Annotated in this window: 16 protein-coding genes; 11 read left to right on the top strand and 5 right to left on the bottom strand. The window is 58.1% G+C overall.

The features are described 5' to 3' along the window. Positions 1–94: 94 nt before the first annotated feature. From cysQ to B5M07_RS00155, 11 genes are all read left to right on the top strand, one after another. Positions 95–892 (top strand): 3'(2'),5'-bisphosphate nucleotidase CysQ, encoded by a 798-nt coding sequence (gene cysQ, locus B5M07_RS00205; protein ID WP_120349759.1) that lies wholly within the window; start codon positions 95–97, stop codon positions 890–892. Beyond that, complete coding sequence (locus B5M07_RS00200) at positions 892–1,692, top strand: 3-deoxy-manno-octulosonate cytidylyltransferase (RefSeq protein WP_120349758.1); 801 nt, start codon at positions 892–894, stop codon at positions 1,690–1,692. Before cysQ ends, B5M07_RS00200 begins: the two co-directional genes overlap by 1 nt. Next, positions 1,689–2,966, top strand: coding sequence for a glycosyltransferase family 2 protein (locus B5M07_RS00195; protein ID WP_120349757.1), 1,278 nt, complete (start codon positions 1,689–1,691; stop codon positions 2,964–2,966). The genes B5M07_RS00200 and B5M07_RS00195 overlap by 4 nt, the downstream gene beginning before the upstream one ends. 61 nt (positions 2,967–3,027) lie before the next feature. Then, entirely contained in the window at positions 3,028–3,921 is an 894-nt protein-coding gene (gene galU / locus B5M07_RS00190; RefSeq protein ID WP_067916371.1) for a UTP--glucose-1-phosphate uridylyltransferase GalU, read from the top strand. Between the two features lie 17 nt (positions 3,922–3,938). Beyond that, positions 3,939–4,922 (top strand): UDP-glucose 4-epimerase GalE, encoded by a 984-nt coding sequence (gene galE, locus B5M07_RS00185; RefSeq protein WP_120349756.1) that lies wholly within the window; start codon positions 3,939–3,941, stop codon positions 4,920–4,922. Next, on the top strand, positions 4,915–6,111 hold the full coding sequence (locus tag B5M07_RS00180; protein WP_120349755.1) for a glycosyltransferase family 4 protein: 1,197 nt from the start codon (positions 4,915–4,917) through the stop codon (positions 6,109–6,111). The genes galE and B5M07_RS00180 overlap by 8 nt, the downstream gene beginning before the upstream one ends. A 68-nt stretch (positions 6,112–6,179) precedes the next feature. Beyond that, complete coding sequence (locus B5M07_RS00175) at positions 6,180–7,166, top strand: glycosyltransferase family 2 protein (protein WP_205570885.1); 987 nt, start codon at positions 6,180–6,182, stop codon at positions 7,164–7,166. Continuing rightward, a complete protein-coding gene (locus B5M07_RS00170) occupies positions 7,163–8,860 on the top strand; it encodes a DUF5927 domain-containing protein (protein ID WP_120349753.1) in 1,698 nt (565 codons plus the stop codon). The genes B5M07_RS00175 and B5M07_RS00170 overlap by 4 nt, the downstream gene beginning before the upstream one ends. A 3-nt stretch (positions 8,861–8,863) precedes the next feature. After that, complete coding sequence (locus B5M07_RS00165) at positions 8,864–10,291, top strand: nodulation protein NodH (protein ID WP_120349752.1); 1,428 nt, start codon at positions 8,864–8,866, stop codon at positions 10,289–10,291. An 85-nt stretch (positions 10,292–10,376) separates the two neighbouring features. Continuing rightward, a complete protein-coding gene (gene yczE, locus B5M07_RS00160) occupies positions 10,377–11,033 on the top strand; it encodes a membrane protein YczE (protein WP_120349751.1) in 657 nt (218 codons plus the stop codon). A gap of 172 nt (positions 11,034–11,205) precedes the next feature. Further along, the gene (locus B5M07_RS00155) at positions 11,206–13,395 is read left to right on the top strand and encodes an NADP-dependent isocitrate dehydrogenase (RefSeq protein ID WP_120352102.1); all 2,190 of its coding nucleotides are present in this window, start codon (positions 11,206–11,208) and stop codon (positions 13,393–13,395) included. A 574-nt stretch (positions 13,396–13,969) separates the two neighbouring features. On the opposite strand, the gene B5M07_RS00150 is transcribed toward B5M07_RS00155, so the two are convergent. From B5M07_RS00150 to B5M07_RS00130, 5 genes are all read right to left on the bottom strand, one after another. Continuing rightward, positions 13,970–19,879, bottom strand: coding sequence for a DUF3320 domain-containing protein (locus B5M07_RS00150; RefSeq protein WP_120349750.1), 5,910 nt, complete (start codon positions 19,877–19,879; stop codon positions 13,970–13,972). Positions 19,880–20,237: 358 nt separating this feature from the next. Further along, complete coding sequence (locus B5M07_RS19695; RefSeq protein ID WP_368073832.1) at positions 20,238–20,456, bottom strand: DUF433 domain-containing protein; 219 nt, start codon at positions 20,454–20,456, stop codon at positions 20,238–20,240. A gap of 120 nt (positions 20,457–20,576) precedes the next feature. Continuing rightward, entirely contained in the window at positions 20,577–20,840 is a 264-nt protein-coding gene (locus tag B5M07_RS00140) for a hypothetical protein (RefSeq protein ID WP_120349748.1), read from the bottom strand. Then, the gene (locus tag B5M07_RS00135; protein ID WP_120349747.1) at positions 20,837–22,627 is read right to left on the bottom strand and encodes a TniQ family protein; all 1,791 of its coding nucleotides are present in this window, start codon (positions 22,625–22,627) and stop codon (positions 20,837–20,839) included. Before B5M07_RS00135 ends, B5M07_RS00140 begins: the two co-directional genes overlap by 4 nt. Then, on the bottom strand, positions 22,624–23,598 hold the full coding sequence (locus tag B5M07_RS00130) for an ATP-binding protein (RefSeq protein WP_120349746.1): 975 nt from the start codon (positions 23,596–23,598) through the stop codon (positions 22,624–22,626). The genes B5M07_RS00135 and B5M07_RS00130 overlap by 4 nt, the downstream gene beginning before the upstream one ends. Between the last annotated feature and the right edge of the window lie 3 nt (positions 23,599–23,601).

Below are 23,601 nucleotides of genomic sequence, written 5' to 3'. Positions count from 1 at the left end.
TAACGTGGCACGGAATTCTTGCTGTTCCGTTAGCTGCACAGCATAAGGGAAACGGTTAATTGAAGCAACGACAGCCCGCAGGGCCGGAGGCAAAATGGATTACGAGAAATTGGTCGCAGAAATGCGGCGGCTGGCATTGGAAGCCGGGGATAAGATCATGGAGATCTATGGTCAGGATGATTTCGAGGTGAAATCGAAATCCGACGACAGCCCCGTCACCGCCGCCGACGAAGCCGCCGATGCGATCATTTCCGAAGGGCTCCGCGCTGCCTTTCCCGATGTCATGCTGGTCACTGAAGAACAGGCCGCAACCCATACCGCCAAGGGCGATACATTTCTCATCGTTGACCCGCTTGATGGCACCAAGGAATTCGTCCACCGCCGCGGGGATTTCACGGTGAACATCGCGCTGGTCGAAGGCGGCGTGCCGACGCGCGGCGTGGTCTATGCCCCTGCCAAATCCCGGATGTTCTTTACCCAAGCCGACGGTCAATCGGTCGAGGAGACGGGCGCATTTGCCAAAGGGCAGCTTGGCGAAACCAAGGCGATTTCAGTCTCTAATCCAGACAACACGGCCCTGATGGTCGTCGCCTCCAAATCACACCGCGATCAGGCGACTGACGATTACATCGGCAAATACGGCGTGCGGGACATGACCTCGGCAGGGTCGTCGCTGAAGTTCTGTCTGGTCGCGACCGGAGAGGCCGATCTCTACCCGCGTTTGGGCCGCACGATGGAATGGGACACCGCCGCAGGCCATGCGGTGCTGAACGGGGCAGGCGGCGCAGTGGTGCGTTTCGATGACCTCACTCCGCTGGCCTACGGCAAGGAAGATTTCGCCAACCCCTTCTTCATCGCCCATGCACCGGGTGTTGAGCTGAAGGCGGGCTGATGTCTGTTCTGATCGTCATCCCCGCCCGCTATGCCTCCACCCGCTATCCCGGCAAACCGCTTGTGGCCCTCACCGGGGCTACGGGGCAAAAACAGTCCCTGATCGAGCGCAGTTGGCGGGCCGCCAGCGCGGTTTCGGGCGTCGATCGTGTGGTGGTGGCCACCGACGACGACCGCATTCGCGAGGCCGCAGAAGGTTTCGGCGCCGAGGTCGTGATGACTTCGGAAGCCTGTGCCAACGGCACCGAACGCTGCGCCGAAGCTCATGCCGCGCTGGGCGGGGGCTATGACATCGTGGTCAACCTGCAAGGCGACGCACCGCTAACGCCGCATTGGTTCGTCGAAGGGCTGGTGCAGGGGTTGAAAGACAATCCCGATGCCGAGATCGCTACCCCGGTGCTGCGTTGCGACGGTGCCACGCTGAACAGTCTTCTGGGCGACCGTAAGGCGGGCCGCGTCGGGGGCACGACGGCGGTTTTCGGGGCCGATAATCAGGCGCTCTATTTCTCGAAAGAGGTCGTTCCCTATACCGGAAAGCCCTACGCAGAGACTGATATGACCCCGGTTTTCCATCATGTCGGTGTCTATGCCTACCGCCCCGACGCGCTGGCGCGCTACCCCAGCTGGCCTGTCGGCCCCTTGGAGCAGTTGGAGGGGCTGGAACAGCTCCGTTTCCTTGAGAATGGCCGTCCGGTGCTCTGCGCCGAGGTTGAGGCCAAAGGCCGCGAGTTCTGGGAATTGAACAACCCCGAGGACGTGCCGAAGCTCGAAGCCATGATGGCGAAAATGGGTCTGGAATGACCACCACCCCCGTCAGTGCCACGCTAAAAAGCGGCGTGCCTGTCAGCGTCGTGATCGTCAGCCGGGACCGGCCCGAGGCATTGCGGCGTTGTCTGACGGGGGTGGAGCTACTTCAATACGCCCCTTTCGAAGTCATCGTCGTGGCCGATCCCGCAGGGATCACCGTGGCCCGCGACATGGTCTTTGCCGAGGCCCTAAAGCTGGTCACTTATGACAGGCCGAACATCTCTGCCGCGCGCAACCTTGGGATCGCCGAGGCCGCGGGAGAGATCGTGGCCTTTATCGATGATGATGCCGTGCCAGAGCCGCTGTGGCTGCGCCACCTGCTGGAACCTGCGCAACGGCCCGGCGTCGCGGCGATGACCGGTTTCGTCCGGGGGCGAAACGGCATCTCGTTCCAATACCGCGCGCGCCAACTGAACGCTTTGGGAGAGCCGGAAAACCTTGATGTAGACCCCGAAACGCCCAGCATTCTGCACCCTCCGCCCGGGGGGGCAATCAAAACCGAAGGCACCAATATGGCCTTTCGGCGCGATGTCTTGGTGGAGGTGGGCGGTTTTGACCCGGCCTTTCATTACTATCTCGATGAAACCGACCTGAACATGCGACTGGCGCGGGCAGGCCATGCCACCGCAATCGTGCCGCTGGCCGAGGTCCATCACGGTTTCGCCGCCAATGCGATGCGCAGCGCCAACCGCGTGCCGCGTGATCTTTTCGATATCGGGGCAAGCTGGGCCGTGTTCCATCGCAAACATCTGGCCCCGCAGGACCGTGCCGCGCAATGGGCGCACCTTCGCGCGGCAGAGCGCCGCCGGTTGCTGCGCCATCTGATAAGCGGTGGGTTAGAGCCAAGCGATGTTCCCCGTCTGCTGCGCAGACTGGATGAAGGCCACGCCGAGGGGCTAAAGCGCCCCATCGTCAGCACCACCGTACCGCGCACAACCAACAGCCCCTTTTGCCCCTTTCCCGCCCGCCCGCGGCGCAGCGTGGCGATCTTCACCCGGCCTATAAAACTGGCACGAGACCGGGCAAAAGCTGCAAAACAGGCGCAAGCCGGAGAGATCGTTACCCTGATCAGCCTTTCGCCAACGGCGCTCTACCATCGCGTTGCCTTTGATCCGACCCACGCTATTTGGCTGCAAACAGGTGGAATATTCGGAAAATCCGCCCGGGATGACGCGGTTTTTCGCTTAAGGCGGCGGTGTGATCGGCTGAAAAGAGAAGTTAAGCGAGTTGCCAAACAGCGCGGTTTCAGCGATGATCGTAGCCGTTAAAAAGACGCAGGTGGATTTACCGTGGCGTTCTGTATTTTTCGAATAAGTTGTAAGGATTAACATGCGCAAGAAGGTAACAAAGGCGGTTTTCCCTGTCGCAGGTATGGGGACACGCTTTCTGCCCGCCACCAAATCGGTGCCCAAAGAGATTATGACCCTCGTTGACCGCCCCTTGGTTCAATACGCAATCGATGAGGCGCGGGCGGCCGGGATCAAAGAGTTCATCTTCGTGACCTCGCGCGGCAAAGGCGCGTTGGAGGATTATTTTGACCACGCCCCGCAGCTTGAGCAGGAGTTGCGTAAAAAGGGCAAGACAGAGCTTCTTGAGACGCTTCAAAGCACCAATATGGACAGCGGTGCGATTGCTTACATCCGCCAGCATAAGGCGCTTGGGCTTGGCCATGCGGTCTGGTGCGCCCGCCGTTTGATCGGCAATGAACCTTTTGCTGTCATGCTGCCTGATGACGTGATCGCGGCGGAAAAGCCCTGCCTCAAGCAGATGGTCGAAGCCTATGAGGAAACCGGCGGCAGCATGGTCGCCGCGATGGAGGTCGAGCCATCCCGCGCGTCTTCCTACGGCATTCTCGACACCAGCGAAGAGCGCGGCGATATGGTGAAGGTCAAAGCGATGGTAGAGAAACCCGCCGTCGACGAAGCGCCGTCGAACCTTGCGGTGATCGGGCGTTATATCCTCTCGCCGAACGTTTTGAAGAACCTCAACAAACTGAAATCCGGCTCGGGTGGTGAGATTCAGCTGACCGATGCAATCGCCCAAGAGATCGAGCAAGGCCGTGATGTCTATGGTTTCCGGTTCCGCGGGCAGCGGTTCGATTGCGGCTCCAAGGCGGGCTTTCTTCAAGCGACCGTGGCCTTTGGTCTCGCCCGTGAGGAATTGCGCGACGATCTTTCGGCCTATCTGCAAAGTATTTCCCAAATCGACCGGGCCGCGCAGTAAGGTCGGGAAAACGCAAAATGGAAAAGGTATTGGTAACGGGCGGAGCGGGCTATATCGGCTCGCACGCTTGTAAGGCATTGAAAGCGGCGGGCTTTATCCCCGTCACATTCGATAATCTGGTGACAGGCTGGCGCGATGCCGTGAAATTCGGCCCCTTTGAGCAAGGCGATCTGCTGGACCGCGCGCGGCTGGATGAGGTCTTTGCGAAACATCAGCCCATTGCGGTGATGCATTTCGCCGCCCTCAGCCAAGTGGGGGAGAGCATGGCGGAGCCGGGGCTTTACTGGCGCAACAACGTCAACGGGTCTCTCACGCTGATCGAGGCGGCAGTCGCCGCAGGCTGCAAAGGCTTCGTCTTTTCGTCGACCTGTGCGACCTATGGCGATCAGGATAACGTCGTGCTGGATGAGAACAGTGCGCAATATCCGATCAACGCCTACGGCGCATCGAAACGCGCGATCGAAGACATCCTGCGCGACTTTGAGGCGGCCTATGGGCTGCAGCATGTGATCTTTCGCTATTTCAACGTGGCCGGGGCGGACCCCGAAGGCGAAGTGGGCGAGTTCCATCAGCCAGAGACGCATCTGATCCCCCTGATGCTGGATGCGATTGCCGGAAAACGCGCGGCGCTGACTGTTTTCGGGGATGACTATGACACCCCCGACGGCACCTGTATTCGGGACTATGTGCATATCTGCGATCTGGTCGATGCCCATGTTTTGGGTCTGAAATGGCTTCAGGACGGGAAGGGCAGCCGCGTGTTCAACCTTGGCACCGGCAGTGGCTTTTCGGTGCGTGAAGTGCTCGACCATAGCCGCGCTGTGACCAATCAAACGGTGCCCCATGAGATCGGCGCGCGCCGTCCGGGGGATTGTACCAAACTTGTGTCAGGCTCTTCCCGCGCGGAAGAGGAGTTGGGTTGGGCGCCCAAGCGCTCGACCTTGGACAAGATGATTGCAGACGCTTGGAAGTGGCACCAGACCGGCCACTACGATGGCTGAACCCGCCGCGCGACTCTTGGACCTGACGCGCAGTTTGCGTCGGGTCGGGCGGGGCGCGACGGGGGTTGATCGGGTCGAACTGGCCTATCTCTCACATCTTCTGACAGGTGACGCACCGCTCTTTGGAGTGGCGCGCACGGCTTTGGGCTATGTCTTGCTGGACCGCGACGGGATGCGGGGCTTTCATGATCGGCTTGAAGGTCGCGTCCCTTGGGGGCGGGCAGACCTTCTGTCGCGCTTGCCACGGGGGCGTAGTGTGGCTTTAACACAGGCGGAAAGTGACCTGAGGCGCTTGGCGAGGGGGCGTTGTCTGCCTGCCGGGTTGCCGTCACTGCTCGCGCGGCATCTGCCACCGGGCTTTGCCTATCTCAATGTCGGCCACAGCAACTTGACGGACCGGGTTCTGGGCGGCGTAAAAAAGGCGCAGGGCCGGATTGCGGTTCTTATCCATGACGTGATTCCGCTAGACCATCCCGCCTACCAGCGTCTCGGCACGGTCGCGCCGTTTCGGGCCAAGATTGACCGGGTGTCTGCGCAGGCCGATCTGGTGATCTACAACTCGCAAGACACGCGCCAGCGCAGCGAGGCGCAGATGCGGGGGCGGATTCCCCCTGCCGTTGTCGCGCATCTGGGTCTCGACATGCCCGCGCCCGATGGCGGTGAACTGCCTGCGGGCCTGCCGCCAGAGCTTCCCTATTTCGTGGTTGTAGGCACCATCGAGCCGCGCAAGAACCATGGTTTCTTGCTGGACCTATGGCAGCAGATGGGCCCTAACGCGCCGCTGCTACTGATCTGCGGCGCTCGGGGGTGGAACAACAGCGCGGTCTTTGACCGTCTTGATCGGCTGCCTCCGGGCGGCTCTGTGCGCGAGTTCTCAAGCCTCAGCGACGCCGGATTGGCCGCATTGGTGCAGGGCGCGGCGGGGATGCTCTTTCCCAGCCACGCAGAGGGGTTCGGCCTGCCGCCCGCCGAGGCGCTGAGCCTTGGATCGCGTGTTTTATGCAACGATTTACCAGTCTTGCACGAGGTCTTGGGCGACAAAGCCGTTTACGCGGCCCTGAGCGAGCCCTATTCATGGATCAGAACAATCGAAGAATGGGCCGCATCTGTGCCAGACCCGCGCCCCGCGACGACTTTTATCGCGCCAACATGGGCCGAACACTTCAAGACCGTGTTAAAGTCGACGTGATAGCGCGGTAGAGAAGCGGTCAGATCCGATAGGTAAGGGGCGGTTTGGGCTTAATTCAGTCATATCGATTGCGGCTGCAACGCAAGCGCTGGCGCATCCGCGCCTTCCGCAAACGGCGCGAGTTGACCCGCGTGGCGAACCGCACCGCCCAGATCAAACGCGACGATATCCTTGTGTTCTGCACGCAGCGCAACGAACGCATCCGGCTGCCCTATTTCCTGAAATACTACCGCGAGATGGGCGTCGGACACTTCTTCTTCGTCGATAACGACAGCACGGATGGCTCGCTCGACTATCTTGCCGAGCAACCCGATGTGTCGGTCTGGAGCGCCAAGGCCAGCTACAAGCGCGCGCGCTTCGGCGTCGACTGGCTGAACTGGCTGCAGATGAAATACGCCCATGGCCACTGGGCGCTGACGGTCGATCCCGATGAATTTCTGGTCTATCCCTTTTGCGACACGCGGCCCCTGCGGGCGCTGACCGATTGGCTTGATGCGTCGTCGATCAAAAGCTTTTCCGCGATGCTGCTGGATATGTATCCCAAAGGGCGGCTTGACGAAGAACCATACCAAGCGGGCCAAAATCCGATTGAGATTGCGTCGTGGTTCGACAGCGGCAACTACACCATTTCGCGCAATCGGCGGTTTGGAAACCTCTGGATTCAGGGCGGGCCACGGGCGCGGGTGTTCTTCCCCGATGAACCCGCCAAGGCGCCGGCGTTGAACAAGGTGCCGCTGGTCAAATGGGACCGGCGCTATGCCTATGTCAGCTCAACCCATATGCTGCTGCCGCGCGGGCTTAATCAGGTCTATGACGAATGGGGCGGAGAGAAAGCCTCGGGCGTGCTGCTTCATGCCAAGTTCCTCGACACCTTCGGCGCCAAGGCGGCGGAGGAGTTGCAGCGCAGCGAGCATTACGCGGCTTCGGTGGAATACAAAGCCTATGCCGCGCAGCTAAAGGACGACCCGCAGCTATGGTGCAAATGGTCGGAGCGTTACATCAATTGGCGGCAGCTTGAGATTCTCGGCCTGATGTCCAAGGGGAACTGGGCATGAGCGTCGGGATCGTCATGCTGGTGCACAACGCCTTTGACCGGGCCGAGCAGGTCGCCCGCCACTGGGCCGCAGCGGGCTGCCCGGTGGTGATCCACATCGACAAGGCCGTGCCCCGGCGGGCGCATGATGCTTTCGTGGCGGCACTCTCTGACCTGAAGGATGTGCATTTCAGCCCCCGCAAACGCTGCGAATGGGGCACTTGGGGGATCGTTGCGGCCTCTCAGGGGGCGGCGGAATTGATGCTGTCGCGCTTTCCCAAGGTGCGCCATGTCTATCTGGCCTCGGGTTCCTGCCTGCCGCTGCGCCCGGTGCAGGAATTGATCGACTATCTTGAGGACCGCCCGCAGACGGATTTCATCGAAAGCGCCACCACGGCGGATGTGCCCTGGACGGTGGGCGGGCTGGACGAAGAGCGGTTTACCCTGCGTTTCCCCTTCTCTTGGCGGCGCAACCGCTATCTGTTTGACCGCGCGGTCGAGATGCAGCGCCTGCTGGGGTTAAAGCGTCGGATGCCGCGCGGGATCGTGCCGCATATGGGCTCGCAATGGTGGTGTCTGACCCGGCGCACCCTGTCGGCGATCCTGCAAGACCCCGACAGACCGACCTACGACAAGTTTTTTCGCCACGTCTGGATCCCGGATGAGAGCTATTTCCAGACCCTAACGCGGCTCTATTCCAGCAAGATCGAAAGCCGGTCGCTGACCCTGTCGAAGTTCGATTTTCAGGGCAAACCGCATATCTTTTACGACGATCACCTGCAGCTATTGCGCCGTTCGGATTGCTTTGTCGCACGCAAGATTTGGCCCCATGCAGACAGGCTCTATCAAGCGTTTTTGACGGATTCGGCCGGTGCGCTGAAAAAGACCGAACCGAACCCCGGCAAGATCGACCGCATCTTTGCCAAGGCCGTGGAGCGGCGGACCCGTGGGCGCGCGGGGCTCTATATGCAAAGCCGCTTTCCCAATGAGGATTGGGAGAATGGCGTCACCGCTGCGCCCTATTCTGTGTTTCAGGGCTTTGCCGAGATTTTTGAGGATTTCGAACATTGGCTGAGCCGTGCCAGCGGGGGGCGCGTGCATGGGCATCTCTTTGCGCCCGACCGGGTTCATTTCGCCGACGGGCAGGCCGCGCTGAACGGTGCCTTGTCGGACAATCCGGTGCTGCGCGATCACAATGCCAGTGCGTTTTTGACCAACCTGATCTGGAACACCCGTGGCGAACGTCAGTGTTTTCAGTTCGGCCCGATGGACAACCAAGACATCAATTGGCGCGTCGCCAAAGACCCTAACGCGCATATTTCGGTCATCACCGGCGCATGGGCGGTGCCGCTGTTCCGCTCGAACCTCGATTTCGCCGATATACGCCGTCTGGCGGCCAAGCTGCAAAAGACGGAAAGCACGCATATGGACATGCTGCACTCGCCCTATACCAAGGCGCGCGTGCGGGTCTGGACGATGGCGGATTTCATCGAAGCGCCGATGGAGCCGCTGCAAGAGATCCTTGATGAGATCGGCCGCCCCCGCCTGCGCCGCCTGTCAGAGGCGCCGCGCATGGTTGATCTGAACGGTTTCGGCCAGTTCCTGCAGAACCTCAAGAACCAAGGCATGCACCCCTATCTTGTCGGCGATTTCCCTGTCGCCCGCGGTGGCAGTGCCGATGCCAAACCCTCTCCCAAACCCTATCTGGTGAAATAACCCATGCGCGACAAATTCGACAGTTTCGTGGTCTTCGCCGAGATGCGGACCGGGTCAAATTTTCTGGAGGCGAACCTAAACGCTTTCGCGGGGATCGCCTGTCATGGAGAGGCCTTTAACCCTTTCTTCATGGGCTATCCCAAAAGCGAGCCGATCTTAGGGGTCGATCAGGCCACGCGGGACGAAAACCCTAAAAAGTTGCTGGCGGCGATCCGGGGGCAACAGGATGCCTTGGGCGGCTTTCGCTATTTCCACGATCATGATCCGCGCGTATTCGAGACCATCCTCAAGGATCACCGCTGCGCGAAAATCGTGCTGACCCGCAATCCGGTCGACAGCTACGTCAGTTGGAAGATCGCGCAGGCGACCGGGCAGTGGAAACTGACCGATATGAAGGCGCAGAAGGTGGCGCAGGCGGTCTTTGACGCCGATGAGTTCAGCACACATCTGGACGCCTTGCAGCGCTTTCAGATCACGCTGCTGAACCGCTTGCAGACTTCGGGCCAAACGGCGTTTTACGTGGCATACGAAGACCTGCAAAGCGTTGAGGTGATGAACGGTCTTGCGCGCTACCTCGGTGTGGATGATCAGTTGGAGGCGCTGGACAAAAACCTTAAAAAGCAGAACCCCAGCCCGATCTCGGCCAAGGTCAGCAACTATGACGAGATGCTAGAGGCGCTGGCGCGGTTGGACCGTTTCGATCTGACCCGCACCCCCAATTTCGAGCCGCGGCGCGGGCCGAATGTGCCCTCCTACGTGGCGGCGGCGACCAGCGGGTTGATCTATCTGCCGATCAAATCCGGGCCGCAGGATCAGGTGTTGGATTGGCTGGCCGCCCTTGATGGTGTCCCGCGCGAGGCGCTGCGCGATAAGATGTCGCAAAAAGAACTGCGTCAGTGGAAGCGCAAAACGCCGGGGCATCGTGGCTTCACCGTGCTGCGCCATCCCGCCCGACGGGCGCATGATGCTTTTTGCCGCCACATCCTGACCACGGGCGAGGGCAGCTATCGCCAATTGCGCAACACGCTGATGCGCCGCTACAAGATGCCGCTGCCGAAAGATGGCCCCGATGCTGGCTATGACCGGGATGCGCATCGCACCGCCTTTGTCGCCTTTCTGAAATTTCTCAAAGGCAATTTGGCCGGTCAGACGTCGATCCGGGTGGATGCGGCATGGTGCTCTCAGGCCCAAGCCATCGCGGGGTTCGGAGAGTTCTGCCTGCCGGATCGCATCATCCGCGAAGAGGATCTGGCCAGTGAACTGCCCGCTTTGGCCGCGGGCCAAGGCCATGTGACCACCCCCGCCGTGCCTGCGGCGGCGGAACCCGGTCCTTTCACGCTGGCCGATATCTATGACGATGAGATCGAGACGCTGACGGCGGATGCCTATCAAAAAGATTACATGACTTTCGGCTTCACCCGCTGGCGCTGAGTTGGCGGTGGATTGACCTTGCCGGGTTTGGCGTAAACTGGAACAAGGATGCATCCTGAATGCATCGCCAAAGGTCGCGCCGCCCGTGAGTTTCCTGTCTGTCACCTCTGTCCCGACATTGCGCTGGAGTTCGCCCAAGGCGTTCACCCTTAAGCCGCCCTTTGCCTCGATGGTGTTTCTGATCCTCGGGCTGGTCATGTTCGGCTTGGGCGAGGCGCTTTTGGTCAATGCAGGCGTCGGTGTCAGCCCTTGGACCGTCTTTGCCGAAGGGGTGACCAACATCACGGGTTGGAGCCTTGGGCTTGCCACGTTCCTTATCAGCGCCACGGTGCTGCTGCTTTGGATCCCGCTGCGCCAGACGCCGGGCATCGGCACCATTCTGAACGCGGTGATCGTAGCACTGGTGTTGGAATATGCGTTGCCGATCCTGCCGCGGTTTGACAGCTATCTGGCCAATGTAATGCTGGCGCTGACCGGCGTCTTTGTGACCGGCTTTGGCGGCGCGATCTATCTTGTGGCCAACCTCGGCCCCGGCCCGCGCGATGGGCTGATGACGGGGCTGCAGCGGGTGACGGGCAAACCCATCGCCCTTGTCCGCATGAGCATCGAATTATCGGTCGTGGCGATTGGCTGGGCCTTGGGCGGGACGCTGGGCCTTGGCACGCTGCTTTTCGCGGTCGGCATCGGTCCGGCCATGGCCATCGGGATGCAGATTCTGCAAACGCGCAGCGTGACCCGCTGAGACTCAGGCGCGGGACCCGGGGGGATGCGCTCCATCGAAGCATGCCGAAAGGCTGAAATCCGCTAGTTCCGCATATTTTCCCGAAACGACCCTACCGCATACTGCGGTATACCGTCGACCTTCGCCGCCTCTTCCGCTATCAGGGCACCAAATGCAGCAATTTGGAGCAATCATGTCCGATATCATCTACACCAAAGTTGACGAAGCGCCGGAGCTGGCCTCTGCGTCGCTGTTGCCAATCATCAAGAAATTCGCCGAAGCCGCTGGTGTGAGCGTCGGCACGAAAGACATCAGCCTTGCGGGCCGTATCCTTGCGACCTTCCCCGAGCATCTGACCGAGGCGCAGCGCCAGTCGGACGATCTGGCGGAACTGGGCCGTCTGGTAAAGACGCCCGAAGCGAATGTCATCAAGCTGCCGAACATCTCTGCCTCCGTGCCGCAGTTGGTCGCGGCGATCAAAGAGCTTCAGGCCCAAGGCTATGCGCTGCCCGACTACCCAGAAGAACCCAGCACGGACGAAGAAAAGGCCGTGCGCGCCAAATATGATGGCATCAAAGGGTCGGCTGTGAACCCGGTCCTGCGCGAAGGCAACTCTGATCGCCGCGCGGCCAAGGCCGTCAAAAGCTTTGCCCAGTCCAACCCGCACCGCATGGGCGACTGGCAGTCGGACAGCAAGACGCATGTATCGTCGATGTCCGGCAATGATTTCTTCTCCAACGAAGTTTCCGCCACGCTCGATGCCGCGAGCGGCGCAAAGATCGTGCTGGAAACCGCGGATGGTGAGACGGTTCTGAAAGACGGGCTTGAGTATCCTGCGGGCACCGTGGTCGATGCGACCTTCATGAGCGCCGCGGCACTCAAGGACTTCCTCAACACCCAGATCGAGAAAACCAAAGAAGACGGCATTCTCTTCTCGCTGCACCTCAAGGCCACGATGATGAAGGTCTCTGACCCGATCCTGTTCGGCCACGCGGTCAAAGCCTACCTTGCACCGGTGTTTGAAAAGCATGGGCAAAAGCTCAAGGAACTGGGTGTGAACCCCAATTCCGGCCTTGGCGACCTGCTGGAGCGCGTGAAAGGCGAGACGGAGATCATGGCCGACATCGACGCCTGCATGGAAGACCGTCCGCCGATGTATATGGTCGATTCCGACAAGGGCATCACCAACCTGCATGTGTCCTCCGATGTGATCATCGACGCCTCGATGCCCGCGCTGATCCGCGCTGGCGGCAAAGGCTGGGGCCCGGACGGCAAGGAACACGACGCCAACTGCGTGATCCCCGACAACTCCTATGCGCCGGTTTACGACGAGGCGATCAACTTCTTCAAAGAGAACGGCAAGCTTGATCCGGCAACCGCAGGCACGGTGCAGAACATCGGCCTGATGGCGCAAAAGGCCGAGGAATACGGCTCTCACCCCACCACGTTTGAACTGGCCGAGGCAGGCACCGTCAAGATGATCCTCGACGATGGCACTGTGCTGCACCAGCACAAGGTCGACGCTGGTGATATTTGGCGCTCTTCCTCCGCGCGCAAGGCACCGATTGAGGATTGGGTGAACCTCGCCATCTCGCGTCAAAAGGCCGAAGGCTGCCGGGCGATCTTCTGGCTGGACGAAAGCCGCGCCCATGACGCCGAACTGATCTCCTACGTGAAGCCGATCCTTGAGGCCCAAGGCGTGGCCGATAAGTTCGAGATCATGGCCCCCCGCGAAGCCACCCGCGCCTCGCTTGAGACGATCACCAAAGGCGAGAACACGATTGCCATCACCGGCAACGTGCTGCGCGATTACCTGACCGACCTCTTCCCAATCTTGGAATTGGCGACCTCTGCCAAGATGCTGTCGATCGTGAAGCTGATGAACGGCGGCGGTTTGTTTGAAACCGGCGCGGGCGGTTCGGCCCCCAAACACGTGCAGCAGTTGGTTGAGGAAAATCACCTGCGGTGGGATAGCCTTGGCGAGTTCTGCGCGCTTGGTGAAAGCCTGATGTTCCTCGCCGACGCACGCGGCAACGAGAAGGCGCGCGTGTTGGGCAAAGCGGTCGAGACCGCGACGCAGGGCATCCTCGACCACGGCCGTTCCCCTTCGCGCAAGGTGGGTGAGCCCGACAACCGCGACAGCCACTATTGGTTCGCGCGCTATTGGGCCGAAGCGGTGGCCGCGCAGGGTGATGACGCAGGGCTCGCCGCAGAGTTCGCCCCCATCGCCAAAGAGCTTGCCGCTAAGGAAGCCGACATCCTCTCTGAGCTTGCGGCGGCCCAAGGTGCTGCTGTCGATCTTGGTGGTTACTATCACACCGACGCGAACAAAACTGCCCGCGTGATGCGCCCCTCCGAGACGCTGAATGGCATCATCGGGTAATTAGCCTGATATAAACAAATCCGCCGCGTAGCTGTCTGAGCTACGCGGCGGATATCCGTTTCAAGAATTTGAGCAGAGCGAAAGCGCGTCTTTGCGCCTGCCTACTTCCCCCCCTTGTAGGGGCGCGCGTATCTTTGCGCGTCGATCACCATATATCAATGACTTAGCCATGAAATTGAGCACATATCTTTGCGCCGTTTGAGCGCATAACTTTGCGCGCATATCTGGTGCTAATGTAGGTGCTGGCCCTGAGGTATGACGGCATCGAGGCTGAGCTTTGTGCTTCCTTTTTTGTCGGTATAGCGACATTATTTTACCCACTATACCGGTATATCGGGCGAAATACTGAAGATATCGCATATGCAAGCCATCAGGTCGTATTTCAAGAAACTATGCTTGGCGGACATTTGACGCGCAGTTTCAGTTACAGACAAATCCGAAAAATTGTCTGTAACTACGCAGGAGCAGCGATCACATTAAGCGCCGCAAGGGACAGTGGGAGGTCTCTGTCGCTCATGCGTCCGGCATAACCTTGCAATTGGCTGTACCTCTTGAATGCCTCCGCTCTGAAGAACTACGGATCGCAATCTCGATTTTCCTGTGGAGCGTCCGCGACTGGCTTCGAAGTAGATTCCTTCCGCCATTCGAGGCAGGCTTCAAGATAGCTTCGACTGTCGGCTGTCAAACGCTGCAAGCCTGCCAGACGCGATAAATCGCGAGCGGGGTCGTCGCTTTGTTCAAGCGTCGTTGCATTGGCATCATAAAGCCAGGCAAATTCTGCGCGCGAGATGTCGCGGATATTGCGATTGAGGTCAGTCTGGAACGGCACACGATTTGAGTGACTTCCCTTGCTCCATGCGAAATCGATGCCATCCGCATTGTGGACATCGATGCGCGCCAAGGCCGCGCGCACCTGCTCAACGATACGTCGCCCGGTACGTTGCCATCCATGTTTTTGAGCGACGCGCCGGGAAAGGAGAGTCACTGGAAGTGGCCCTTCCTTTTCGACGACATCCTCTATGAGACGTGCAAGGCGCGGGATGTAGGCCACATCGTAGAATTGCTCCGGATCGGGGGTTGGATCTCCGACTTCTTCGGTAGCGACAGCTTCTATTGAAACATGTTCTGGCTGGTTAACGTCTGCAACAAGAGGCTCTTCGCGAGGTTCAAGTAGATCCGTTATTGGATCAGGCACTTGCTCCAGTTTCACCGGAGCTGTCACGGTTTCAGTTGCATTATTTTGTTCGACAGTTTCGATGTCGTCGGTCGGCAGTTCCTCACCAAATGAAGTAACTCGGGTGGCATCTTCTTCCGCCCGCCTTGCCCGGTCGTCGTCCAGATGGGTCGTAAGCGTGTCATGGATACGCTCCACAACGGCCTTTGGGTTCTTGAACCAATCAGTCGACCAGATACGCAAAATCGTCCAGCCGAGGTTTTCCAGAACGGCTTGTCGTACTTTATCCCGGTCTCTGGCCGTGGCAGACCCGTGATAGGTCGCCCCATCGCATTCGACCCCTGCAAGGTAGACGCCCGCATGATCAGGATGCACGACGCCCAAGTCGATACGGAAGCCGGAGACCCCAATTTGCGGTCGTAGTTCCCAACCTTTCGCCTCGATGGCCGCTTTGATGGCCGCCTCAAAGACGTTCTCCACAGGGCCGAGCGAACCATCGTCTTGCGAAGGAAGTGCAACTGGCCCACGCGCCGCGAAGTCCAGGAAACCCTTAAGGTGCTTTACGCCAAGGGCCTTTGTGCGGGTCAAATCGATCTGATCCGCACGAACCGAGGCAAAGATGTGCAACTCCTGCCGGGCGCGGGTAATAGCTACGTTCAGCCGCTTCTCCCCACCATCGCTATTGAGAGCACCAAATGCCATCGAAAGCTTACCTGCGTGATCCGGACCGAAGGTGATCGAGAACAGCATGATGTCGCGTTCGTCCCCTTGGATGTTTTCCAGATTTTTAACGATGACGGGTTCTTCGCGATCGTCTTCAAAGAACCATTCCAGTTCGGGGTTCTTGCGGCGCTCCTCATCCAGCAGGTCGAGGATCAGCCCTTGTTGCTCACCGTTAAAGGTGATGACGCCAAGCGTGAGGCGCTCTTCTTCAGGCAACATGAGCCATTCTGTCAACCGGCGCACAACCATACGGGATATGGCTCGGGCCTCGTCCTCGTTAGTGCGTCCCATGCCACGGGCATAAGTGCCATTTATCTGGTGCAGCTTTACTGCTTGGGATTCCGTGGCTGGTGACGGAAAGGTCACCAGTCTCCCGCCATAGTAATGCCAGTTGGAGAATGCGATCAGTGATTCATCCCTGCTCCTGTAGTGCCAGTCAAGTTGCTGGGTCGGGATACCCGCAGCCGACACCTCGTCAAGAATCGAAGCGAGGTCTTTTTCGCTTTCTGGCAGATCCTCTTCGGGGTCATCGTTGCGACCAAAGAAGTTGGTGGGGGGCAGCTGCTTGGGGTCGCCAACGATAATGGCTTGCCGGCCTCGTGCTATGGCGCCAATCGCGTCCCAAGTTGTGATCTGAGACGCTTCGTCGAAGATTACGACGTCAAAGGCAGCTTGCCCCGCAGGCAGGTATTGCGCGACAGACAACGGCGACATCAGCACACATGGTGCGAGTTTGGTGAAGGTATCAGGCATTTCTGAAACCAAGAATCGGATCGGCATACTGGGGCGTTGCAGGCCGAGCTGGTGGCGCAGGGTCCCCAGCTCGGATTTACGAGCCACGCCATCGCGAGCGGGTAAACCATGCCGGATGCGGTGAAGGACTTGCCCTGCTGCTATCTCAGTAGCACGATCGTCGAGGGCGCGGAACTTGTTGATTGCGTCCTCATGGGACCAATGGGAAAAGCCCCGCAGCACTGCTTCTGCGTCCATGGCTTGCGGCAGCCACCACTGGGCGTAGGCCGTAGTGAAAGCTTCTTCGACGGCACCAGTCAAAGTTCGGGCTTCAACAGTTTCGACCAGAGAGGTCAATCCTGCACCGCAAGCTTGATTGCGGACGTTGATCCAACGCGTCCAGTCCTCCAACGCCTCGCGGTTCTTCAACGTTTGATCAAGCAGCTGGGTGAGGTCATCAAATGAATGCGTTGTCGGGTCGGTGCCTGCTACTTGCTGGAAGGCATCCGCCTGAGCGATCCAATGCTTATGAAGCCTACTGAAGCCATCCAGGGCGGTCCGTAGGTCGCCAGTCTCGCGGCGTGCCAGTGTGAGTTTGACTTGAGCCCATCGTGAGTGATCCGAGACCTTTGACGACAGCGGGTCGGTCACCGCTCTGAATTGCTGCGCCTCACCGATCAACTGGGCCAAACGGGTGGCGTCGGTTGCGGCCTTTTCGAAAGCGGGACAGCTGGACAATGCAATGGTCTCGATGTCGCCGTTGATCCGCCGCAAGGCGTCGAGACCGGCAATGTCGTTACTCGGATCAGCCTTGCCACCTGTAGCGTAGGTCTGCAGCAGCTTTCGCACTGCGGATTTGGCGAAGGTTGTGAATGGCCAGAACTTGGTTTGGGCACGCCGCCAGTCAGCATCCATCTGGTCGAGCGGCATCGTGCTCAGTCGATCCAAAGGATAACTTGCCGATAGTGCCTCGGACGCGGTGCGATACGCGTCCAACATTGGGGCAAGTCGTTCACTTTCCTGGACCGCATTCGACAGGTCCGCCTCCAAGCCCCAGCTTACATCGGAACCGTTGGCCGGCCATCCAGAAAGCGCCACCAATTCTTCAAGCCGGTCCTTGTTCAGAGCATCTTCAGTTAACCCACACAAAGCAGTTAAGGCGGTCGCGTGCTCTGCCACCTCACGAGTGGCCTTTCGCAGGTTCTCCGAGCGCGACAAAAGCTCAGTTTGCCAGCCGAAAGACCACTCTTCGGCACCGACCAGTGGCAAAGCTGGGCGGTCCTGAACAATTTGGTGACAGCGCCCGACCGCCTCGGCCAAGGTACTTAAATGCGCATAGCTCTCGGCATCGTGGGCATCCTTGTTGTCAAAGGACAGCTCAAAAGAAACCTCCGCGCGCGCAGCATGGCCCACCGCTTCATAGACACTGAAGCCCTGCGTACCCTTGCGATGAAGGGCCGCAACGTACTCATTCAACTGAGTGCGTTTGATCGAAAGGTCATCAGTCACTCGGATCCATTCGGCCTCTGAAACTTCGCCCTGTCGATCCCAGCTACGCCCCAGTTGATTGAGCACAGACTTTCGGTCTGCCTTGTTGGAATGGAGTTCCAAGACCGCGTCGCCAAGCCCATGCGCCGACAAGCGACGATGTACGACGTCCAGCGCCGCGGACTTCTCGGCAACGAAAAGAACGGTCTTTCCAACAGCGAGACACTGCGAAATGATGTTAGCGATAGTCTGGCTTTTACCGGTTCCTGGAGGGCCGATGAGGACAAAATTATGCCCGTCCTGTGCAGCAAGGACGGCCGACAACTGTGAAGAATCCGCAGGCAACGGCGTGAACATATCTCGTGGTGCGACCCGTCGATCCACATCAACTGCTGAGGGAAGTGCGGCCGCACCTTCGGCAAGGAATGGTTCGGTTGGATTGTCGACGAGGTGCTGTACCAATGCATTGTTGCGCAGGCTATCCGTCCGCTCTACCAGGTCTTTCCACATCAGGAACTTGGCAAAGGAGAAGGTTGACATAGCCAGCTCCTCCACCACCTCGAACCCCGCGACGTCGCGCACTTTGCGCCGCATGATTTCGAATATCAGCGGCAGGTCGTAGCCGCTCTCATCACGCGGCAACTCCCCCTCGAGTTCTGGGATATGAAGGTCGAAGTCGCGCTTGAGAAACTCGAGGAGAGTCGCGTTCAGGCGGACATCATCCTCGTGGTGCTCGATGATGAACTCGGATTGGGCAGAGCGACGCGATACCTTCACGGGGATAAGCAATAATGGTGCACGGTAGCTGCGTGTATCGGTGTCAGTCTTTTTCCAGCGCAGGAAGCCTGCGGCGAGAAACAATGTATTAGTCCCGCCTTCCTGCATGTCGCTCTTGGCCTTGCGAAAAAGGCCGAGAAGGCGGTTGTTTGTATCTTTTCCTGTTAATGGGACAGCCAGTTGTCCTTTGGCAAAGGCATCGCGCGCGACTTCTTCGAGCAGCTTAGGTTCTTCCTTGTTTAGCAGGTCACGCTGTCCGACTGGGTCTTCGTCCTTGAGAGCAAGAGCTTTGAATTTCTTTCCGTCGGCCAGTTGGTCTTCAAGACTCGAAACGTCTGGACAGACAAAGGGGATAGTTTGCTTGGTATCGCGAAAATTCAGCAAGCGGTTGCGCAGGGACAGATCCAGCAGCTTACGTTGCCAACGGGAAATCCGATCTTGTGGCGTCTTCGGCTCTTCATCTACGAGATCACCTGGCAGGAAATCGAAGGCCAGCGGCTTTGGCAAGGCTGGGGGCGCAGCTTCGATCTGTTCAGCTTCTGGGTTTGTCTCGGTGCTGTGAGAGGCAAGCGGCCTGATGCGCGCGACGCGGGCCCGCCGAACATCAACGGTCAATTGGAAGGTATGCTCATTGCGTTCGGCCGTCAGGTCACGTCCTACGCTGACTGCCTGCTCCAAACCGATAGTTGGTCGCTTTGTTAGAAGTGTCGTCTCCATGGTGATAAATTCACGGGCGTCAATGGCCTTGCGCACAGTCATCACATCAGGTTCCGTCACCTGACCGAAATCGCGTTCGGTTAGCCAAACACCTGCCCAAGCGTGACCCTCAGAAAATAGAACCACTGAGTTCAACCCAGCCGCTTCGAAGCACGCAGCAAGCAACAAGGAACTGTCCAAGCAGGTTGCAAGCCCTTCAGATTTAACGCGCGCAGGGCTGCGAACCTTCTGACCGCGTGTTTCAAAAGACGCTGGAGGATAGGCATAGGTCAATCCAAGCGCGGTGGTCGCAGACCAGATTGCTCCCACGAGCATCCACACACGCCTTGGATCTTTCGACTGGTAGCCGTCAATTGCGCCGCTTTGTCCGCCGCGCTCCAGCAGACGACCGGCCTCCTTCAGGATGGCTGCCACCACCGCATCGTTGGGCGAGACATAAGCAGCCAGCAGATGGGCCATATCTCCGATGCCGCCCCATTCGTCCCGAGCCAGCATTTCGATGCGACGGTCTTCGCGAAAGAGTTCCGTGTCATCGGCAGATACCGTCAATTTCAATTGGCCAAACTCTGCCTCGTTCAGCCCGGATAGGAGCGCGTCATTCAAGGGCGTTTCGAGGTCAGACAGCTTCCGTTCTTCGCCTGGGCCAAGCCGATCCAGCGTCCAGGTTTTCGGCTTGATGACTGAAGGCGTGCTCTCAATCTTAATAGAAAGGTTCTTCAGTGGCGCATCTGTCCCATTGATCAACTTAATCTTGCGAAGAATCGAAACGCCGTTTTGGGCGGAGGAGAAATTGATTTTCTCCGCCGTAGAGAAAGTTACGGTGAGGTTCTGATCTTCCTCGGCTGTGCTTATTGGATCAATGATTTCTGACATAATGCAACTCTTGATAAGTATGGCTCGATGCTGCACACGCTGCTCTGCGTGTCAATCTGTAGTGAAGGTGTGCTTTCTAACGATTAGACTTGAACTACAGAAATGGTTCGCAGTTCGGAGAGTTTGATAATTGTCCTTCGAGCATCCCTTGCAGAGCTATGAGCATAGGAAAATCGCATCGGTCGCAAAAAAAAATGAGGCTCGCACCAATGGGTCGTTTCGATTTCCATGGGGATCAAGGCAGAAGAAGCTACTTCTTTGATGGGCCGCTTCGAGCCAATGACATCATGGCCCGCCGAAGGTGCACGCTGCAGCAGAGGTTTAGGTGGCCCTTTCCAGGTTGCCAGAGTGAACAAACTCAACCTGGGACGTTACTGAGCGGGTGAGCCCTTGCATATAGGCTTGCCTGTTTAAGATGCTCTGCCGACAGGCTGGGAAAATTCTCCCAGATGTAGAGAACAGTTTCAAACTTGCAGAGATCCGCTAATTCGAAAACGCGAATCCGCGTTCCGCGCATGACCGGTATCCTACCGCTGATTTCAGCATCGAATTGGACTGCAGCCTCGGCCCTTGCCAATTAAGCCATTCTGGCAACTGCCTTCGCGACCGAGTCAGGCAAATCAATTCGCAATATGCCTTACTTGATTACATCTTACTTCGAAGAGCCTTTCGCTACATCGCCCATTTCTCTTAGCAATTAACGGCGGAGCCGACGACTAAGAAGGTATCCGCCCGCCAGTTCAAAATGTCCAATTGGGCGTGCGATTGGCTTGAGCAGTGGTTGGGAACCAATAGCAGCCTTCTTGGATCTGGAAAGTACAGACTTGGGAAGACCACCCTCCTTGATCATCTGGAGTACAACCTTGCGATCCCCTTCAACAATCGCGGCGATTTCATCTATATTGAGGGGGCGTAAGATCGACTGTGGCAAGTTTGAAAATGTCATGAAGTTAAATGTCATGTCACGGCCTTTAGCGCTGAAGCCAAGTCGGAGAGTTTGAGGAGGTGACCACGCCAAGCTGTGCCATCCTGAAAAGCTCCGATGGTCTCAATGCCGATATCTGACAGTTTGACCATAAGATGGCGGGCGGATGTGCCAAGCTGGCCCGCAAGTGTTGAGACAGGCACATATTCCATCTGGAAAATGCACAGGGCTTCGTGGCTGATGCTACGGCCGACCTTGCCAGCATGGGGAAACTCTTCGTGCTGGATCAGGCCTTGTTTGCACCATTGCGCGACACATTGGTCCTTCCAGCCTGTCAGCTGGGCAACCTTTTGAATGGTGAGACCTGACCCATGGCGCACGTCAGCGATGATTGCGTCGATCTCTTTGCTGGAGAACCGAAGTCCAGCGAAGCATCCATCCGTGGAGCCCATTGTGGGGCGAAGGCCGCCGTCTGAGATACGGCAAAATACTTCCTTTAATGCAGCCGCATCTGTGGTGAATCGAAGGTTCAATTCTTTGAGGGAAACGGTTGCGCCATCAACCTCAACTGCAGTCGAGGAGATATCGTCGACGAACCGTTTGATTGCAACACTATCGTATTGGCCATCCACCAACGATGGCAAAGTCTCAGGAATGAACCGTGCTATGAGCCCTGCTTCAGCAAGAAGGTCGTATTGTTTGCGCGATATACCAAGGACCTCCCTTGCTGTAGTTTTGTCGATGAAACGCTGCCTGTCTTGCGCAATCTCAGCTACGGTATCGCGATGGATCATCGTGTGTCGGTGCCCGAAGCCCGATGCATATTTCTTCCCGGGGATGCGTTTTTTTGCCACCGCATCCACAAGACGGTCTGCACGGATGTGCAAAATTTTTGCTGCCTCTGCAGCACTGACCCAATTCCGCATATCAGAAGGGGCGCCGGCTCCCCCTGCATAGGCACCATCAAACTCACTTTGGACGACCTTTCCGAGGGTAGCATGAAAGTCATTGTATGCTTGACCGTCGAATGAGTTCAGCCGTTGGTACCACTTACCAAGCCGCATGGGTGCGGTTGGGGCACCGGAGTTTGACAACCGTGCCGATACTGCACACTCGAACTTTGTCGGCCAGTCACAAAAGGTAGAGAATACTGGTTCGAGAAAGAGAGTAGCCTCCGCCAAATTTTTAGGGAGTGGCGTCTTTCCCTGTTTGCCGGTCTCGGTTTCGACTTCGGCGCTTGCCAAAAAGTATACGAATTCCCCAATGTCTTCCGGCGTGCGAAACGCCAAAGCAGGAGGCAGCATAGATCGAGACGGGTGCATGTCGCCGGAGATTAGCGCTGACAAAGCGACCTCCGCTTCCAGCGCTTTGTTCCGAGGCAAGCGGTCGAGCGGACAGCCGCAATGGCAGGTATCGTACCCGCCGCGTCCCGGCATGAAGTTCTCACCACACATCGGGCATTCATCGGCGAGCCTCAAACTATGCTCAGAGCAGGCCGTCACAAAACTGTGTCGCCATGAATGATGATGCGGCCTACCTTCCGAGATGCAATCCGGACATATGGGTGCGCTATGGTGGCGTTCGAATCTCCAGTTTCGGGTTGGGATTGACGGTGTTGCGGAAGGAAGAATATCTCCGAGAGTACCCTTCGGGAGTTCGAGCAGCCCTTCTACTTCCAGGGCGTCCTCGATGAGCGGTCGACCGTAACGCAAACCAAAGGAGCCGAGGAAGTCAGATACGTCAGGCCACATTTCCGCTTCAGCAAAGCGGCGCAGATAGCCTTCCAAGCTCTCGGATTGGTCAGGTTGAACCAGAATGCTCATATCATCGCACCCTCTGCCCAGGATGCCTCCAAACCGGCGATAGATTGAATTGGGAAATCGAGGCCGGCCTCGCTCATGACGCTCGCGAATGAGCGATGGAGCTCAACTTCATCCGGTTCTTCGTCGTAAAAGAAAGAGGAAACAGGAATGCCGGATTGCTGCATATTGCTTGCCGCTTTCACAAAAGTGGCAAGCGTCAATTGTTTCGAGTCACGTGCTGCTATAGCGCATGACTTGAACAACCGCAGCATCATCGGCACGCGACCACCGGAAGCCCCGTACAGGCGCCGCACAATGTCGTCGAACTCCGGCACCAGAAAGAACCCTGAGTGTTCAAGGCTTCCGATTGCAGCGTCGACCGCGCCTGCGAATCCGTCACGATCGTCTTCGTCCTGCCAATCGTATGGTTTGAACAGAACTGTGCCGTTCGCTCTATCGCGAAGCTGTTCATTCTGGTCGATGATTTGCTGGAAACGCGGGAGACCGCTCAGGATCAAACTCACGCCGGTCTCGTCGACAAGATATTTGAGGTGGTCTGCCGCTGCACGAGGCGAGAGATTAGCACCGCGTTCAATGAAGTGATTGGCTTCGTCGAAAACGATGACCTTCATTTCGCGCTCTTTGATTGCGCGAAACAGCCGATCCCGCAAAAGCTTGGTCTTGTCCGCCTCCCGAGTGCGGAAACCCATGGCCTGCAAACCAGCCGCATAGATCTCGCGGCCGCTTACTTGGGCGGGTAGGCTTGCACGAACAACCTCCTTCATAGGAAACAGCGCACAAGCATTACCGGACCTTTCGACCAGTCGGTCCACGACTGCTGATTTGCCGACCCGTGTGGGTCCCAAGAGGGGTATAATACATCCGGCTTTGGGGTCCTTCGCAGCGAGAAGGTCTTCAACCGTCTGAGCTGTAGTGCTGAGCGCATCATGAATGATGCGGTGGCTAAAAAGTGGAAGTGTGGCTTTCGACATGAT

Source organism: Sulfitobacter sp. D7 (assembly GCF_003611275.1).
In the GTDB taxonomy this organism is placed as follows: domain Bacteria; phylum Pseudomonadota; class Alphaproteobacteria; order Rhodobacterales; family Rhodobacteraceae; genus Sulfitobacter; species Sulfitobacter profundi.
Note: the sequence above shows the minus strand (reverse complement) of the source record. Positions and strands in the feature narration are given on the sequence as shown.

Excerpts from the sequence above, each read along its gene's own strand:
- B5M07_RS00195 (WP_120349757.1), top strand. The coding sequence starts at position 1,689 with ATGACCACCACCCCCGTCAGTGCCACGCTAAAAAGCGGCGTGCCTGTC.
- B5M07_RS00135 (WP_120349747.1), bottom strand. The coding sequence starts at position 22,627 with ATGAGCATTCTGGTTCAACCTGACCAATCCGAGAGCTTGGAAGGCTAT.
- B5M07_RS00150 (WP_120349750.1), bottom strand. The coding sequence starts at position 19,879 with ATGTCAGAAATCATTGATCCAATAAGCACAGCCGAGGAAGATCAGAAC.
- galU (WP_067916371.1), top strand. The coding sequence starts at position 3,028 with ATGCGCAAGAAGGTAACAAAGGCGGTTTTCCCTGTCGCAGGTATGGGG.
- B5M07_RS00200 (WP_120349758.1), top strand. The coding sequence starts at position 892 with ATGTCTGTTCTGATCGTCATCCCCGCCCGCTATGCCTCCACCCGCTAT.
- B5M07_RS00140 (WP_120349748.1), bottom strand. The coding sequence starts at position 20,840 with ATGACATTTAACTTCATGACATTTTCAAACTTGCCACAGTCGATCTTA.
- B5M07_RS00155 (WP_120352102.1), top strand. The coding sequence starts at position 11,206 with ATGTCCGATATCATCTACACCAAAGTTGACGAAGCGCCGGAGCTGGCC.
- galE (WP_120349756.1), top strand. The coding sequence starts at position 3,939 with ATGGAAAAGGTATTGGTAACGGGCGGAGCGGGCTATATCGGCTCGCAC.
- B5M07_RS00165 (WP_120349752.1), top strand. The coding sequence starts at position 8,864 with ATGCGCGACAAATTCGACAGTTTCGTGGTCTTCGCCGAGATGCGGACC.
- B5M07_RS00170 (WP_120349753.1), top strand. The coding sequence starts at position 7,163 with ATGAGCGTCGGGATCGTCATGCTGGTGCACAACGCCTTTGACCGGGCC.
- B5M07_RS00130 (WP_120349746.1), bottom strand. The coding sequence starts at position 23,598 with ATGTCGAAAGCCACACTTCCACTTTTTAGCCACCGCATCATTCATGAT.
- cysQ (WP_120349759.1), top strand. The coding sequence starts at position 95 with ATGGATTACGAGAAATTGGTCGCAGAAATGCGGCGGCTGGCATTGGAA.
- B5M07_RS00180 (WP_120349755.1), top strand. The coding sequence starts at position 4,915 with ATGGCTGAACCCGCCGCGCGACTCTTGGACCTGACGCGCAGTTTGCGT.